This is a genomic window from Methylobacterium sp. J-072, assembly GCF_022829425.1.
In the GTDB taxonomy this organism is placed as follows: domain Bacteria; phylum Pseudomonadota; class Alphaproteobacteria; order Rhizobiales; family Beijerinckiaceae; genus Methylobacterium.
Genome location: NZ_JAKSYK010000131.1, coordinates 1 through 14,571 on the forward strand (window position 1 = coordinate 1; position 14,571 = coordinate 14,571).

A 14,571-nucleotide genomic window follows, 5' to 3' on the forward strand; every position below is an offset into this window, starting at 1 on the left:
CCGCCACGCCCGCGCTGCACACCACCGAGATCTTTGGCGAGCCGATCTTCACCTACTCGTACCGGGACGCGGTGATCGACGGCCATCTCAACGACCATGAGCCGCCCGTCCGGATTGAGACCGCGTTGGCGCGCTACGGCATCGAGTTTGCCAAGTCCGACCAGTTGGAGTTCTTCAACCCCAAGACTGGTGAGATCGATCTCGCGCACGCGCCCGACGCTCTGCGCTTCGAGGTTGAGCAGTTCAACAGGAAGGTGGTCACGGAGAACTTCAACAAAGTCGTGGCCGAGGAACTCGCTCGGCACATCGACCCGAGCCTGCCGGGCAAGACCCTGATCTTCGCGGCTTCGAACGACCACGCTGACATCGTGGTGAAGCAGGTTAAGGACGCCTTCCAGACCGCCTACGGCGAGATCGATGACTCCGCGGTGAAGAAGATCACCGGCAAGGTGGACAAGGTCGGCGACCTGATCCGCGCGTTCCGCAACGACGCCAACCCGAAGATCGCAGTCACGGTGGATCTCCTGACCACTGGCATCGACGTGCCGTCGATCACCAACCTCGTGTTCCTGCGGCGCGTGAACTCCCGCATTCTCTACGAGCAAATGATCGGCCGGGCGACGCGGCTATGCCCGGACATCGGCAAGGACGTGTTCCGGATCTTCGACGCGGTGGATCTCTACCCCCACCTCCAGAAGATCACCGACATGAAGCCGGTCGTGGTCGCGCCCGCGATTGGGTTTGAGCAACTGGTCGCGGAACTCGCCTCCGCCGACGATGAGCGGCAGCGCGAGACCGTTCGGGCACAGTTGGTAGTTAAGCTGCGGCGTCGGCTCAAAAGCATGTCCGAGGAGGCGCACAGGCGCTTCGAGGCAGTCGCGGGCGAGACACCTGAAGCGACGTTGGCGCGGTTGCACGCGGCGCCCGGCGGGGACCTCGTCACCTGGGTGCGTGCGCATCGGACTATTGGGGCGGTGCTCGATGCGTCCGGAGGCGATGGTGAGCCCGACCGCAAGCCGATCTCGCCTCACCCGGACGCGGTCATCAGCGTAACGCGCGGCTACGGTACAGCCGAGAAACCCGAGGATTTCCTCGACGGGTTCGCCACTTTCGTGAACGAGAACGTGAACACCCTCGCGGCCTTGAAGGTGGTGGTACAGCGTCCGCGCGACCTCACGCGTGCACAGCTACGCGAACTCCGTGCTGAACTCGACCGCGCAGGGTTCCCCGAGGCGACGCTCAAGCGCGCCTGGAAGGATGCGAAGAACGAGGACATCGCCGCCTCGATCATCGGCTACGTCCGCCAAGCTGCACTGGGTGATCCGCTCCTGCCCTACGAGGAGCGCGTCGCCTCAGCGATGAAGCGGATCATGGCGCGCCAGCCCTGGACGGATCCACAGCGCGGGTGGTTGAAGTGCATCAGCGAGCAGATCGTGCGCGAGGTCGTCGTTGATCGCGAAGCGCTCGACCGCGAGCCTTTCCGGAAGGACGGTGGCTTCGCACGTCTCAACAAGATTTTCAGCGGCGGCGTGGAGACGCTCCTCGCCGACGTGAACGAAGAACTCTGGAAGCAGGCAGGCTGATGGAAGCGGTCAACCCAACCACACGCGAGATCGTCGCCAAGCTCTGGTCGCTCTGCCACGTGCTGCGCGACGACGGCGTCGGCTACAACGAGTACGTCACCGAGATCACCTATTTGCTGTTCCTGAAGATGCTCGCCGAGACCGGCGGCGAGGGGCGCCTACCCGCTCAGTACCGCTGGGCGGGGCTCGCCGGACGCGAAGGGCTCGATCAACTCGACCACTATAAGCGCCTGCTACTCGACCTCGGCAATCCGAAGATCGAGACCGACCATCTCGTGCTCGCGATCTTCACGGACGCGCAGACCCGCCTGACCCGGCCGACGAACTTGAAGGCGCTCACGAGCGCGATCGACAAGCTCGACTGGTTCTCAGCGCGCGAGGAGGGTCTGGGCAACCTCTACGAGGGCTTGCTGGAGAAGAACGCGGCGGAGAAAAAATCCGGGGCCGGACAGTATTTTACACCGCGCCCACTCATCGACTGCATCGTGCGTCTCATGCAGCCGCAACCCGGCGAGGTGATCCAGGACCCGGCCGCGGGTACAGCGGGCTTCCTCGTAGCCGCCGATCACTACATCAAGGAAAAGACCGACAACCTCTACAAGCTGCCGGAGGCGCAGGCGTTCTTCCAGCGCAACGGTGCCTATCACGGCGCCGAACTCGTGCACGACACACACCGTCTCTGCCTGATGAACCTGATGCTGCATGGCATCGAGGGGGGTGTCGAACACGCGGACACGCTGTCACCGGACGGGGAGGCTCTCGGCAAGGCCGACATGATCCTGACGAACCCACCGTTCGGGACAAAGAAAGGTGGTGGACGCCCAACGCGGAACGACTTCTCGGTCACGGCCGAGACCTCGAACAAGCAGTTGGCCTTCGTCGAGCACATCGTGCGGGCGTTGAAGCCCGGCGGCCGGGCTGCGGTGGTAGTGCCCGACAACGTGCTATTCGAGGATAACACCGGCCGTCGTCTGCGCACGTGGCTGATGGACCTATGTGACCTGCACACGATCCTGCGGCTACCGACCGGCATCTTCTACGCGATTGGCGTGAAGACGAACGTGCTGTTCTTCCGGCGGGGGAAGACCGACAAGGGGAACACGAAGGCGGTCTGGGTGTACGACCTGCGCGCCGACATGCCCGCCTTCGGCAAGACGCGCCCGCTGACCGTAGCGGACTTCGCGGACTTCGAGACCGCTTACGGTGCTGATCCGAACGGTGCAGCGGAGCGGCAGGATCAGGGTGAGACCGGACGCTTCCGGTGCTTCACGCGCGAGCAGGTGACCGAGCGCAACGACAACCTCGACATCGCGTGGCTCCGGGATACAGAGGCCGACGCCGAGGAGGGCCTGATCGAGCCCGAAGACATCGCGGCGGCGATCATCGGGCACTTGCGGGCGGCGTTGGCTGATATCGAGGCGCTCTCGGACGTACTCGATGGAGATGAAGCGGTCGCAGCGCTGCCGGAGGCTGCGGAATGACTCAGGCACCTATAGGCTGGACTGCGGTGACCCTCGATTATCTCACCCGTAGCGACAGCCCAATTTGCTACGGTGTCTTAAAACCGGGAGATCCGGATCCTGAAGGCGTTCCGATGGTGCGTGTTACCGACATACGCACCAACGAGTTCGACTCTTCGCAAGTTGCTTACATAACACCCAAGCTGGATGCTGAGTTCAGTCGCAGTCACGTAACCACAGGCGACGTGCTGATTTCTGTTCAAGGAACCGTGGGTCGCGTTGCTGTAGTTCCAAAATCATTTCCCAGAGGGAATATCTCTCGAACAATTGCTCGCATACGTCCGATTGACCCATCTCTGTCGCGCTGGATCCAGAGCGCTTTGTTGGCACCTGAGCAACAGGCGAAAATCGATGCCGACACAGGAGGCACTACGCGGGACAGTCTCAACATCGGTGACCTCCGAGAAATCACCATCCCTCTCGCTCCTGCGAATGAGCAGCGTCGGATCATCGCAAAGATCGACACCCTCTCGGCCCAGTCGAAGCGCGCACGCGACCATCTTCAGCATGTGTCGCGGCTGACGGAAAAGTACAAGGAATCGATCCTTCGGGCTGCCTGTGATGGCAGCTTAACAGAGGATTGGCGAAAGAGGCATGGTGCTCCAGAGCCAAGGTCTGAAGGCTTGCTCTCTCTGATTGGAACGCCGATCAGAAACGGCTTGTCCATTCGCGGGACAGATCAACCTCCAGGAATTCGATCACTACGGCTCAGCGCACTTCGTAACCGGACGGTTGATTTGGACGCGGTGCGGTTCCTGCCGATCGACGCGAGGCGCGCCGAGCCGTATCTGATCCAACGTGGGGATATACTGGTCAGTAGAGGTAATGGAACGAAACATTTCGTCGGCATCGCGTCCCTGGTTCCGAGTGTCGATCAACCTACGATTTTTCCGGATACCGCCTTCCGTATTCGGCTAAATCAATCGGTCGTGCTTCCCGAATGGTTTGCGCTGGTGTGGAATGCGCCTCAAGTGCGCATGCAAATTGAGAGTGTCGCGAAGACAACGGCAGGCATATGGAAGGTGTCGCAAGGTGACCTTGCGCGCATTAAACTCATCGTCCCGTGCATTGACGAGCAGTGCCAAGTTCTGGCACGAGCAAGCTCGGCGATACAATGGGTTGATCGCCTTGCAAGTCACGCGACACACGCCCGCAAGCTTACAGACCATCTCGATCAGGCTGTCCTTTCGAGGGCGTTCCGCGGCGAGCTTGTGGCGCAGGATCCGGGCGATGAGCCCGCGAGCGTGCTGCTGGAGCGGATCAAAGGTGAACGAACGGGACCAACACCTGCTCGTCGAGGCCGCGGTCGTCCGCGTCTGGCATCGGCGACCTGATGTCCATTCCCGACTTCCAGACCTTGATGCTGCCAGTGCTCCGCGAGGCGGCAACGGGCGAGAAGCGCATCGGCGACGTGGTCGAGCGCCTTGCCGACGAGTTCAAGCTCGCCCCGGAGGACCGCTCGCACCTACTGCCGTCCGGCCGCCAGACCACCTTCGCTAACCGTGTACATTGGGCCAAGAGTTATCTCGGCAAAGCCGGGCTCGTCGAACTCACCCGCCGCGCCCACTTCCAGATTACCCCGCGCGGTCGCGAGATCCTTAGCCAGCCGCCCACGCGCATCGACATCAAGTTCCTGACCCGGTTCCAGGAATTCCAGTCGTTCCGCTTCGCCCAGGACGGCGTCGACGAGCGGGCCGAGGCGGCCGTGCAGGCGGACGGTGCCACGGCAGACTTGACGCCAGACGAGGTCATGCGCGCGGCCGGACGCCAACTCGAAGCAGCGCTGGCCAGCGAGTTGCTCCAGCGCGTCGTGGCGGGCACACCAGCGTTCTTCGAGAGCCTCGTCGTGCGCCTACTCATCGCGATGGGCTACGGCGGCTCCGTCAACGACCTTGATCGCGCACTCGTCGGCAAGTCGGGCGACGGGGGCGTGGACGGCGTGATCGACCAGGATCCACTTGGGCTCGATCGCATCTACGTCCAAGCCAAGCGCTACTCCGCCGACAACACGGTTGGCGCTTCGGCCATCCGTGACTTTTTCGGGAGTCTCGACCGCTTCAAAGCGACGAAGGGGCTGTTCGTGACGACCTCGTCGTTCACGTCCTCGGCGCGCGAGACGGCAGAGATGCTGAGCAAGCGCATCGTGTTGATCGACGGTCCGCAACTTGCGCGGCTGATGATCCGCCACGAGGTCGGCTGCCGGATTGAGGAGCGGCTTACTATCAAGAAGCTCGACGAAGAATTTTTCGACGGGTAACTTAGACGCAACTTAAAGAAATCAAGGACATATGAATGTCATCCATCTTCGCGCTCGTTAACGACATAGACACGGGCGAAATCGTACTACCTGCAATTCAAAGAAACTTTGTCTGGGATACATCACGCATCGAAAAATTGTTCGACTCTTTGATGCGCGGCTATCCTGTGGGGATAGTTCTTTTGTGGGAAACGTACGAATGCATTCAGTATAGAAATTTTACAAAAAACCATCGCAGCGACGAACAATATATATATGCTGAAAACGCCGATCGAAAGCGTCTCAGGTACGTTTTAGATGGCCAGCAGCGTCTTACTTCCATCAATATAGCCCTTAATGGTTCCTTTCAGGGAAAAACATTCTTTTTCGACTTATTAAGCGGATCAAGCAGCGACGACACAAGCGAAGAGAAGTATTCATTCAAATTTGCAGACGCAAAAGATATCGACGCAGAAAACTCCGCTATATCTGTTTCTGTACAGTCCGGTGAATCGCCGTGTTACTGGCATTCTCTGCCGAAGCTTCTGAAAATGACACCCATCGAAACTATGAAGTTGAAGTCGGAAATCCAGCAGATAGATCTTTTGTCTGACGATGCGAAGCTTAAATTAGAAGAAAATCTGTTCCAGATCAAGTACGTTTTTACAGAAAACTCGGAATGCCTCAAGACGCAAATCATAGATGCAAGCCTACCCGCAGACTATAAGGGTAGAAAAACAATTTTCGACATACTTGAAATTTTCGTCCGCATAAACAGCCAGGGCGTGCGATTGAGTCGATCAGATCTCATCATCAGCATGCTGCGACTTTATTGGCCTGAGATTAGCACGCTTCTACCGGATTTTCTTGTTGAAATAAATTCTGGCTCTGACCTCAAAATAGATAACGACTTTGTGATACGTTGCTTATTTTCAACTTCAGGAATAGGAACTCGATTGGATTTCGATCTTCTTCGCAAGAAATCTAATGTTGACGCAATTCGAAGCTGTTACGACGGTTGCTTGAACGCAATTAGGCAAACCGTGGATTTTGTAAGAATTTCATGTCAAATTGACTCGTCGCGGTTGATTGGCGGCCTGAATACTCTGATCCCCTTTGTGCATTTTGCGTTCTTGAACAAGGCCGATGTATTTTCTACCGACGGGAGCGCGGCGCGAAAGGCACTCTATATTTTCGCTTTCTCTAAAGTTTTTACTCAACATTCGGACAGTAGGACCGGTGCATTTATCCGCGATTTCGTTAACGAAGGCAGCGTTGTTTTTCCTGTTGAAGGCGCTGCGCAGTTTGTGAATTGGAAAACTGGCTTCAATACCATCGATAGTGGTCTCATTTCATATAACGTAGAGCTAGCCTTAAGCATTTTGCAACAAAGAAGCGGCGGAAAAGTCTATTTTAGTAAAAACTTGCCTGAAATCGATCACATATTTCCGCGATCAAAAATGGAGGAGCGCTACGATAGCGCCTTGGTAAACGATATAGGAAATTTATGGATCCTACAGCAGGTCGCTAACAGGAATAAAAGCGCCAAGGATCCTCGGGAGTTTCTGTCGGCTGTAGACAAAAAATTGCTCAAGAACGCGCTTATCGATATAGACTTGTTAGATCAGAGAAAATTTAGATCATTTGTCTCAGAAAGGAGAGAAAAGATATTTGAAATTGTCTCGCGGATGACCGAGCTAGACGACCCTGCGCTTTCGACGGCGTTATCTGGTGAGGCCGGAGAAGACGAAATATAATCGCGCAACTCTCCAGGATTGCGTCGGGGCATTACCAAGCAAATTTTGCTGGCAATGCCCCGATGCGTTGCGGACGGGACAAATTTCTGAAGAAGCCAGAAATCATATTCATGGTATTATTTTTATAGTCTGCGATTATAGGTCGGCCGATCCTGCTCTCAGATCGTCGCCGACTCGCAAGGCACACCGTCGGTTCATTTTAGCTACGACCCTCTTGATTTGCCCGCCACGAACTCGCGGTGGCCGAAGCTCCTCAGGAGCCTTTGATCCCGCTCACGTTGTGGCCGGTTCTCCAGAATGTTGGGGCGTCCGCGACGACGGGCGAAGCCGTGGTCATGTTCGCAGTGGTCCACGGGATCTGGTTCTCCCATGTTCAACGGTTGAACTTCGCCCTCCTGAAGCGCTGCGTAGCGTCAGCCTTGTCTCCGATCCGGCTGGCGACGACGCGCCGGCCGTCGGCCACTGTTACGACCTCTGCCTTCCCACTTTCCTGGGGCCGATCCTTCCTCGTTCCACTTCCTGTCCCAAAACCTCCTCGTTTCCGACCCTCATTTCCCCTTCGGCGGCACGCTCATTCCAGCTTGTCCCGGAACCATCTGGTTCCAGGACAGGGTTCGTGGCCTACCGACAAGCCACGAATACGCTCAGGCCCTTGGCATGCTCAGCCAGATCGGCCGGGGTGAGGGCGGTGGTGTCAGTCCCTGCGGTGTAGGCCACGCCGTTGCTCTCCAGGAACGCTCCTGCCAGCGAGCCTTTGATGGCGAAATTTACGTTCTGCGGAATATCGCCATTCGTGGCGACCATCACCTTCAAGGCGTTAAGCTTTGCGCTCACCACACCGATCAGGTTGCCGAAGGCGTCCACAAGCGGGCCACCTGAGTTGCCCGGCTGTACGGGTGCTGAGATCTGGAAGTAGCGGCTATCATCGGCCAGCCCGGTCAGCGCCGTGACGTTGCCCAGCGTGAAGTTACCCGAGGTCGAAAGCATGCCCGTTAACGGGTAGCCGAAGACTGCCACGGCCTCTCCGAGCCGAACCCCGGTGCGCAGCGCGGCAATCTTCACCGGAGTTATCTCCGCCTTCAGCAGAGCAAGGTCATTTGTCCGGTCCTGAGCCACGAGCCGAGCGGCTACCAGCCCATTTGGCCCAGACACCTCGATGGCCGCGCAGTCCTGGACGACATGGGCGTTCGTCAGCAGGTGGCCAGCGCGACTGATGAAAAAGCCAGTGCCCGATGAGGCCGTATGCGGCTTGGGATGGGGCGACCGGGGAGCGACTGCGGGTGGCGTCGGAACGATCGGAGGCGAGGGTGTGGCCACCGCAACTGCCTGAGGCGGCGGGGCAACTGCGATCGGGGCGATGAATGGCGCGCCCGACATGCTTGCGGCTAGGGACCCCGAAACCAGCACCGCCACGCGCTCCATGTGCAGCCCGGCTTCGGCGGTCTTCCACGTTATGAAGAACCCGAGCGTGCCTCCACCGTCGCGGTGGAAGCGCATGTACCAGTCCAATCCGTCCGCCCCAGACGCCGATATCGCGAAGAAGTCCGGGCGGAGCACCTTATAGTTGATCCGCGCCCCGTCCGCGGCGAGCCGTTCGAGGGCGGTACGGTAGCCATCCTCCAATGCGCTCGGCGTAGCGATGTAACTGAGCGTCACGCGCTTGGCAGAGTCGGTCCAGGTCAAGCCCGAGCCGGTACGCTCCTCGCGCAACCCGAGGCCGAACGGCACCCAGATCGTGCGGCCCCGGGACGGGTGCGACGCCGTCTGAAACCCCCAAATGCGCAACAGCGGCGTAGCCTCGCGCATGAGTCCGGCGGCCTGACCCTCGTCGATCACCCCGGAGACGGGTAGCCCGCTTTGTGATTGATAGCGCACAACCGTCTCGAACAGCCGCTTCGAGAAATCGACATTCGGCACGGCGACCTGTTGGCCGGTGGCGGTCAGCAGCACCTGGAGCCGAATACGCTGGTCGATCGGCAAGGTTTGAAAAGCCGCGGCGGCCACCTCGTACCGGGCCGGTCCCGCGGGCACAGTGATCGCGGGCGGTGCGACTGCCAGCGGCGCCAGCCATGGCGTCGCATAGCCCCCCTCGTTCAGGTGGCGGCGCAAAGCGCTCGGGAAGTCGATCTTGCGTTTGCGCGAGTCTGGGCATTTGGCCAGCGGCAAAGCGACCGTACACTCCTCGTAAGGCCACTCGTCATTGCGGTCGTAGACTTGCAGCATGCGCGCCCACGCCGCTTCTCCGCGGCCGACGAGGATGCTCTGCGCGACCCAACCGCCGAGGAAGTTGTTGTCGCGCCACCGCTCGGGATCGAGGCTGGCAGCGTGCTCCATGCCCGCGAGCCGCTGGCGTTGGTAGCCCGCGAAATCGGCGTGACGCGTCACATCTTCCAGGCGACCGGCGCGTAGCCAGTGGATCTGAGCAGGTGGGTTGGCCGAGGCGTAGGGGCCGAAGGCGTACAGAAAGCTATTGTCGCTGCTAAGCAGTTCGTAGGCGCCATCACCGTCGAGATCCTCGAACGTGTAGCCACCTCCGCCATCCAGCGTCTCGCCGTCCGCGACGAACCAGCGGCCGGTACGCGGGTCCTGCGTTGCGATTTTCGTCACCGTGCAGCAATGCGCGCCACCCCAGAACGATGAGAACACGAGGCTGGGGCGCAGCGAGGCCGGGTCCAGGCGCACGACGGCCAACTCGGCAAAGTCCGAATTCGAATCATCGTCCGTCCCGCGGGTGGACTGATCCAGGGATAAGGTGAAAGCCGCCTGCCCATCCTCGCGGGCCGCCGCGACCGGGTAGCGATCGTTGTCTTTCCCCCTCCCACTCGTGAGGACGACCGACAGGGCGCCGACGCGCAGAACGCTGTCCTGCTTGCCATCGTATTTGGCGATCGGCTCGCCCACCGAGGTCGGAGGCACCCAGACCTGCTCGACGTAGCTATCGCCGCGCGAGAAGATGAAGTCGGTCGGCAAGCCGCCCGCACGCGTGAGACGCTGGCGCAGGGCGCGCGGATCGACGGCGTTCTCCGGCCCGACGACGACCGCGAACCAGCCGTTGGCCGCGCGCATGACACGCACGTTCGCGAACTGCCAACGGTAATGGCGGGCGACACCGATGGCGGAGTCGAGGTCCGGTCGGCTGGCGAGGACGACCCAACGGGCGGAGCCGGAAAGGGTAAAGCTACCTGCGCTGGTGGCCAGCGGCGCCATGGTGAGGAGGAGCGACGCGATGAATGCAGCCCACAACCTAGCCATGCAGATCTCCCGGTCACAACCTGACCGGGTCAGCGCTTCAAATCAATCTCACATCAGCGTGTGCCAACCATCCGGCGGCGACGAATCGATATGACGGTGTCAAATTTCTGAAGCTGCCGAGACTCTCGGTGCCCGGCTGATCTGCCACAGCTTTGGCACACCCCTGGCACACCACCCCTGGACAGAACCGGATCACCGGATCGCCGAGACGCTTAAGTCATTGCTAAATGTAGGGAAAATTGGCGCACCCGACACGATTCGAACGTGTGACCTTTGCCTTCGGAGTGCACTCGCCGAAGGCAACCTTCTTTATAGAATCGGCTCCATCAAAATCCCTTGATGAGAGCCATGATGCCACCGCATCGGACACGCTGTCACCTGAGACTGCGGGCGTGCCGCCAGATGCTGCGGCCACGAAGATCGCGTAGCGTTCGCGAGGTTAATTAGGCGCAATCGGTAAACACGGCCTCAAGCCAGCAGCGCGGGCCTGTTGTGAGTTGCGTTGTGATAATCGCGCCGGAACGAACCTTAATCGACCTAAAATGATCTAAAATCCCGATCGGCCCGACGTGCTTACGATAGAAAAACCCCTGTCGGAACAGAGGTTTGACTGGAGCGGGCGATCGGGATCGAACCGACGACATTCAGCTTGGGAAGCTGACGTTCTACCACTGAACTACGCCCGCGGACACGGCCGGTGCGGTAGTCTCGCGCCCACGAGGCCGGGGCCTCGCGGGTGCTCCGTGCGCCCGTGTACGAGAGCGATCTAGCAGCCCGCCGACGAGTCCGTCAAACACGGTTTTTCGGTTTCCGTATGGCTGCGTGTTCCCAGGTCGGACTGGGGCCAATGGAGCCGCCTCGGCCTGAGCGGGGGGCTCACGCGATCCGGGACAGGTTCCCCGCGGCGGCGTGCGACTCGCGGGCGGCGTCGTAGGCCCGGTTGCGCAGGGCCGTCTCGCTGGGCAGTTGCTCGACGACGTTGCCGGACCGGGAGTCGACCACCTGGAACACGATCGAGCTCGTGTCCGGATCCTGGATGTAGCGCGCCTTGTCGCCGGTCGGGGTGATGTCGAGCCTGACCGCAGGCTCCAGCGGGGCGGTGGCGGCTTGGGCCGGCGTCGTTTCCTGAGTGGCGGCCGGGGCGGCCGACGCCGCGAGCGATTCGAGACCCTGCGGCCCCGGCGTCGTCGCGTTGAGCGGACGGATATCCATGGCTGATCTCCTGCGATCCTGTGATCGAGGGATTCAGCGGTTCTGCCGCCTAAGCGTCCGTTAACGGACGCCCCCGGCGCAGGGGATGGTTGCGCGGCAGCCCGAGTCGCGATGAAGATCCCGTTACCGGAACGGCATCATTTTGCGATTCGTCCAGTCATTGATCCCGCCTGTCGCGCGGGTGGGGCGATCCGTGTCGCTGTTGCGCCACGGGGCACGGCACGCGTCCGGAGGTATCCATGCGCTGGACCCGAATGGCGATGGCGCTTCTGGTTGCGGCGTTTGCCGAGGCACCAGCGGGCAGCGTGCAGGCGCGATCAGGATTATCACCCCGGGAGGCGTTCATCCAGCAGCATCGCTGCGAGGTCGTGGCGCGCCTCGACGCGATCCATCGGCGCGGACCCATCGAAACGTCGCGTGATCGCTTCATCGTCGTGGCGCTGCGCGATCGGCCGATGCACTACGTCCAGTGCATCTTCCAGCCCTTCGATACCGCGATGCTGTGCGAAGCCTCGTCGGGCGCCTACGGGAAACCGGGTTTTCGGCTCCAGGCGCAATCCCAGGCCGCCCTCCGGGCCCTTCAGTATGCGCAAGCCGACGGAGGAGCGAATTTCTCGCGCACCGTCATCCTCGGAGATCCTCCCGATGTCGGCATCGCCGCCGAACTGATGCTCGCGGCGCTCTACGATGCCTACGGGGCCGAGCTGGACTCGGCGATCGCGATCACGGCGCCGCGCGGCGGCGGCGCCGGATGCGGCACGCCCACGTCCTGAGCGGACGGGGCGTGCCGGCTCCTCATTCGGCGGCGTCGATGTAGAGCTTGCCGCCCTCCGCCAAAAACTCCTGCGACTTCGCCCGCATGCCGGCCTCGGCCTCGGCCTTCGACATCGCGGGCGACGCGCCCACGACCTCGCCGGCCTCCTCCATCGCCAGCACCTCGGCGCGCAGGTCCTGCGTGATCTTCATCGAGCAGAATTTCGGCCCGCACATCGAGCAGAAATGCGCGACCTTGTGGGCGTCCTTCGGCAGGGTCTCGTCGTGGTAGCGGCGGGCCGTATCCGGATCGAGGCCCAGGTTGAACTGGTCCTCCCAGCGGAAGTCGAACCGGGCACGGCTGAGCGCGTCATCGCGCAGCTGGGCGGCCGGGTGGCCCTTGGCGAGGTCGGCGGCGTGGGCGGCGATCTTGTAGGTGATCACGCCAGTCTTCACGTCGTCCCGGTCCGGGAGCCCGAGATGCTCCTTCGGGGTGACGTAGCAGAGCATCGCGGTGCCGAACCAGCCGATCATGGCGGCGCCGATGCCCGAGGTGATGTGGTCGTAGCCCGGGGCGATGTCGGTGGTCAGCGGGCCGAGGGTGTAGAACGGTGCCTCGCCGCATTCCCGCAGCTGCTTCTCCATGTTGACCTTGATCTTGTGCATCGGCACGTGGCCGGGGCCCTCGATCATCACCTGGCAGCCCTTGTCCCAGGCGATCTTGGTGAGCTCGCCCAGCGTCTCCAGCTCACCGAACTGCGCGGCGTCGTTGGCGTCGGCGATCGAGCCCGGACGCAGGCCGTCGCCGAGCGAGAACGACACGTCGTAGGCCCGCATGATGTCGCAGATCTCGTCGAAATGCTCGTACAGGAACGATTCCCGGTGCCCGGCCAGGCACCAGCGCGCCATGATCGAGCCGCCGCGCGAGACGATGCCGGTGACCCGCCGGGCGGTCAGCGGCACGTAGGCCAGCCGCACGCCGGCATGGATGGTGAAGTAGTCGATGCCCTGCTCGGCCTGCTCGATCAGCGTGTCCTTGAAGACTTCCCAATCGAGCTTGAGCGGATCGCCGCCGACCTTCTCCAGCGCCTGGTAGATCGGCACGGTCCCGATCGGCACCGGGCTGTTGCGGATGATCCACGAGCGGATGTTGTGGATGTTGCGGCCGGTGGACAGGTCCATGACCGTGTCGGCGCCCCAGCGGATCGACCAGACCAGCTTTTCGACCTCCAACGCGGCCGACGACGTGACCGCCGAGTTGCCGATATTGGCGTTGATCTTGACCAGAAAATTCCGGCCGATCGCCATCGGCTCCAGCTCGGTGTGGTTGATGTTGGCCGGGATGATCGCCCGGCCGCGGGCGATCTCGTCGCGCACGAATTCGGGGGTGATGAACGGCGGCACGGAGGCCCCGAAGCTCTGGCCGTCGGCGAGGGTGGCCTCGGCGCCGGCCAGCATCGCGTCGCGGCAGGCGTTCTCGCGGTGGGCGACGTAGATCATCTCCTCGGTGATGATCCCGGCGCGGGCGAACTCGTACTGCGTCACCATCTGGCCAGGACCGGCCTTCCGGATCGTGCGGGCGGCGGGGCAGGGGTCCACGAGCTTGTCGCCGGCGAAGCCGTTATCCTCGGGCTTGACCGCCCGGGGCTCGACCGCGGTGTAGCCGCGCGCCGCGATCCAGGGCTCGCGCACGCCGGGCAGGCCGGCGGTGAGGTCGATGCGCGCGTCGGTCTCGGTATAGGGGCCCGACGGATCGTAGACCCGCACCGGCTCCTCTTTCGGATCGGACAGGACGATCTCGCGATAGGGCACGCGGATGTCCGACCGGCCGGCCGGGCTCGCATAGACCTTGCGCGATCCGGTGACCGGACCCGTGGTCACGGTCTCCGGGCTGCCTTTCACGTCCTTGGGGAGAACGGGTGCGTTCATCGTGGGCCTCTCCTCGTGTTGGAGCGTTCCGGACCACGCGATGGCTGAGATGAGATCCGGCCGCACGCAGGCAGCCGCAGGTTCCCGTCCCTCCGCCGGTATGAGCCGGATCAGGTTCAAGGGTCAGGGCAGCGTGCCCAATCTCAGCCCTCTACAGGGCCCCCCTCGGAACGGTTCAAGACTCGGCTCCGCCAAAGGGTTTGTCAATGCTGTGCTGAGGGGAGGGGCTGACATGATCGCACGGTTCGGCACGGTAGCGGGGCGGACCACCGCGCGGCTCGCCGCCGGGATCGGATCACCGCTGCCGGGATAGGGGAACGCTCCTCTCC

The 14,571-nt window shown here is 61.6% G+C and carries 9 protein-coding genes, 1 tRNA gene and 1 riboswitch; of the genes, 6 read left to right on the forward strand and 4 right to left on the reverse strand.

The features are described 5' to 3' along the window. The 5 genes from hsdR to MKK67_RS14895 form a co-directional block, all read left to right on the forward strand. Positions 1-1,583: type I restriction-modification system endonuclease (hsdR, locus tag MKK67_RS14875; RefSeq protein ID WP_243965823.1), on the forward strand; the 1,583-nt coding region annotated here is incomplete at its 5' end. Continuing rightward, positions 1,583-3,064: an N-6 DNA methylase gene (locus MKK67_RS14880; protein ID WP_243965824.1), complete on the forward strand. Its 1,482-nt coding sequence runs from the start codon at positions 1,583-1,585 to the stop codon at positions 3,062-3,064. The genes hsdR and MKK67_RS14880, both read left to right, overlap by 1 nt. Beyond that, complete coding sequence (locus tag MKK67_RS14885; RefSeq protein ID WP_243965825.1) at positions 3,061-4,437, forward strand: restriction endonuclease subunit S; 1,377 nt, start codon at positions 3,061-3,063, stop codon at positions 4,435-4,437. The genes MKK67_RS14880 and MKK67_RS14885 overlap by 4 nt, the downstream gene beginning before the upstream one ends. Continuing rightward, complete coding sequence (locus MKK67_RS14890; protein ID WP_243965826.1) at positions 4,437-5,360, forward strand: restriction endonuclease; 924 nt, start codon at positions 4,437-4,439, stop codon at positions 5,358-5,360. The genes MKK67_RS14885 and MKK67_RS14890 overlap by 1 nt, the downstream gene beginning before the upstream one ends. A 35-nt stretch (positions 5,361-5,395) precedes the next feature. Next, positions 5,396-7,096 carry a DUF262 domain-containing protein gene (locus tag MKK67_RS14895; RefSeq protein ID WP_243965827.1) on the forward strand — a complete coding sequence of 567 codons (1,701 nt, stop codon included), beginning with the start codon at positions 5,396-5,398 and terminating at the stop codon, positions 7,094-7,096. Positions 7,097-7,717: 621 nt separating this feature from the next. Here MKK67_RS14895 and MKK67_RS14900 read toward each other — a convergent pair. The 3 genes from MKK67_RS14900 to MKK67_RS14910 all read right to left on the reverse strand — a co-directional run bounded on the left by MKK67_RS14900 (position 7,718) and on the right by MKK67_RS14910 (position 11,560). Next, complete coding sequence (locus MKK67_RS14900) at positions 7,718-10,348, reverse strand: S1C family serine protease (RefSeq protein ID WP_243965828.1); 2,631 nt, start codon at positions 10,346-10,348, stop codon at positions 7,718-7,720. 611 nt (positions 10,349-10,959) lie between these two features. Further along, a tRNA-Gly gene (locus MKK67_RS14905) sits at positions 10,960-11,034 on the reverse strand. A gap of 190 nt (positions 11,035-11,224) precedes the next feature. Beyond that, positions 11,225-11,560 (reverse strand): flagellar protein FlaG, encoded by a 336-nt coding sequence (locus MKK67_RS14910; RefSeq protein WP_243965829.1) that lies wholly within the window; start codon positions 11,558-11,560, stop codon positions 11,225-11,227. A 368-nt stretch (positions 11,561-11,928) separates the two neighbouring features. Here MKK67_RS14910 and MKK67_RS14915 point away from each other — a divergent pair, with 368 nt between their 5' ends. After that, positions 11,929-12,333 (forward strand): TY-Chap domain-containing protein, encoded by a 405-nt coding sequence (locus tag MKK67_RS14915; RefSeq protein ID WP_243965830.1) that lies wholly within the window; start codon positions 11,929-11,931, stop codon positions 12,331-12,333. A gap of 22 nt (positions 12,334-12,355) precedes the next feature. Here the strand turns inward: MKK67_RS14915 and thiC are convergent, their stop codons facing one another. Continuing rightward, positions 12,356-14,242 carry a phosphomethylpyrimidine synthase ThiC gene (thiC, locus tag MKK67_RS14920; protein ID WP_243965831.1) on the reverse strand — a complete coding sequence of 629 codons (1,887 nt, stop codon included), beginning with the start codon at positions 14,240-14,242 and terminating at the stop codon, positions 12,356-12,358. A gap of 70 nt (positions 14,243-14,312) precedes the next feature. Then, positions 14,313-14,418, reverse strand: a riboswitch (TPP riboswitch). Positions 14,419-14,571: the final 153 nt, after the last annotated feature.

What these genes read in the sequence shown, in the direction of transcription:
- MKK67_RS14890 (WP_243965826.1), top strand. Translation starts at nt 4,437, where the DNA reads ATGTCCATTCCCGACTTCCAGACCTTGATGCTGCCAGTGCTCCGCGAG.
- MKK67_RS14885 (WP_243965825.1), top strand. Translation starts at nt 3,061, where the DNA reads ATGACTCAGGCACCTATAGGCTGGACTGCGGTGACCCTCGATTATCTC.
- MKK67_RS14900 (WP_243965828.1), bottom strand. Translation starts at nt 10,348, where the DNA reads ATGGCTAGGTTGTGGGCTGCATTCATCGCGTCGCTCCTCCTCACCATG.
- thiC (WP_243965831.1), bottom strand. Translation starts at nt 14,242, where the DNA reads ATGAACGCACCCGTTCTCCCCAAGGACGTGAAAGGCAGCCCGGAGACC.
- MKK67_RS14910 (WP_243965829.1), bottom strand. Translation starts at nt 11,560, where the DNA reads ATGGATATCCGTCCGCTCAACGCGACGACGCCGGGGCCGCAGGGTCTC.
- MKK67_RS14895 (WP_243965827.1), top strand. Translation starts at nt 5,396, where the DNA reads ATGTCATCCATCTTCGCGCTCGTTAACGACATAGACACGGGCGAAATC.
- MKK67_RS14880 (WP_243965824.1), top strand. Translation starts at nt 1,583, where the DNA reads ATGGAAGCGGTCAACCCAACCACACGCGAGATCGTCGCCAAGCTCTGG.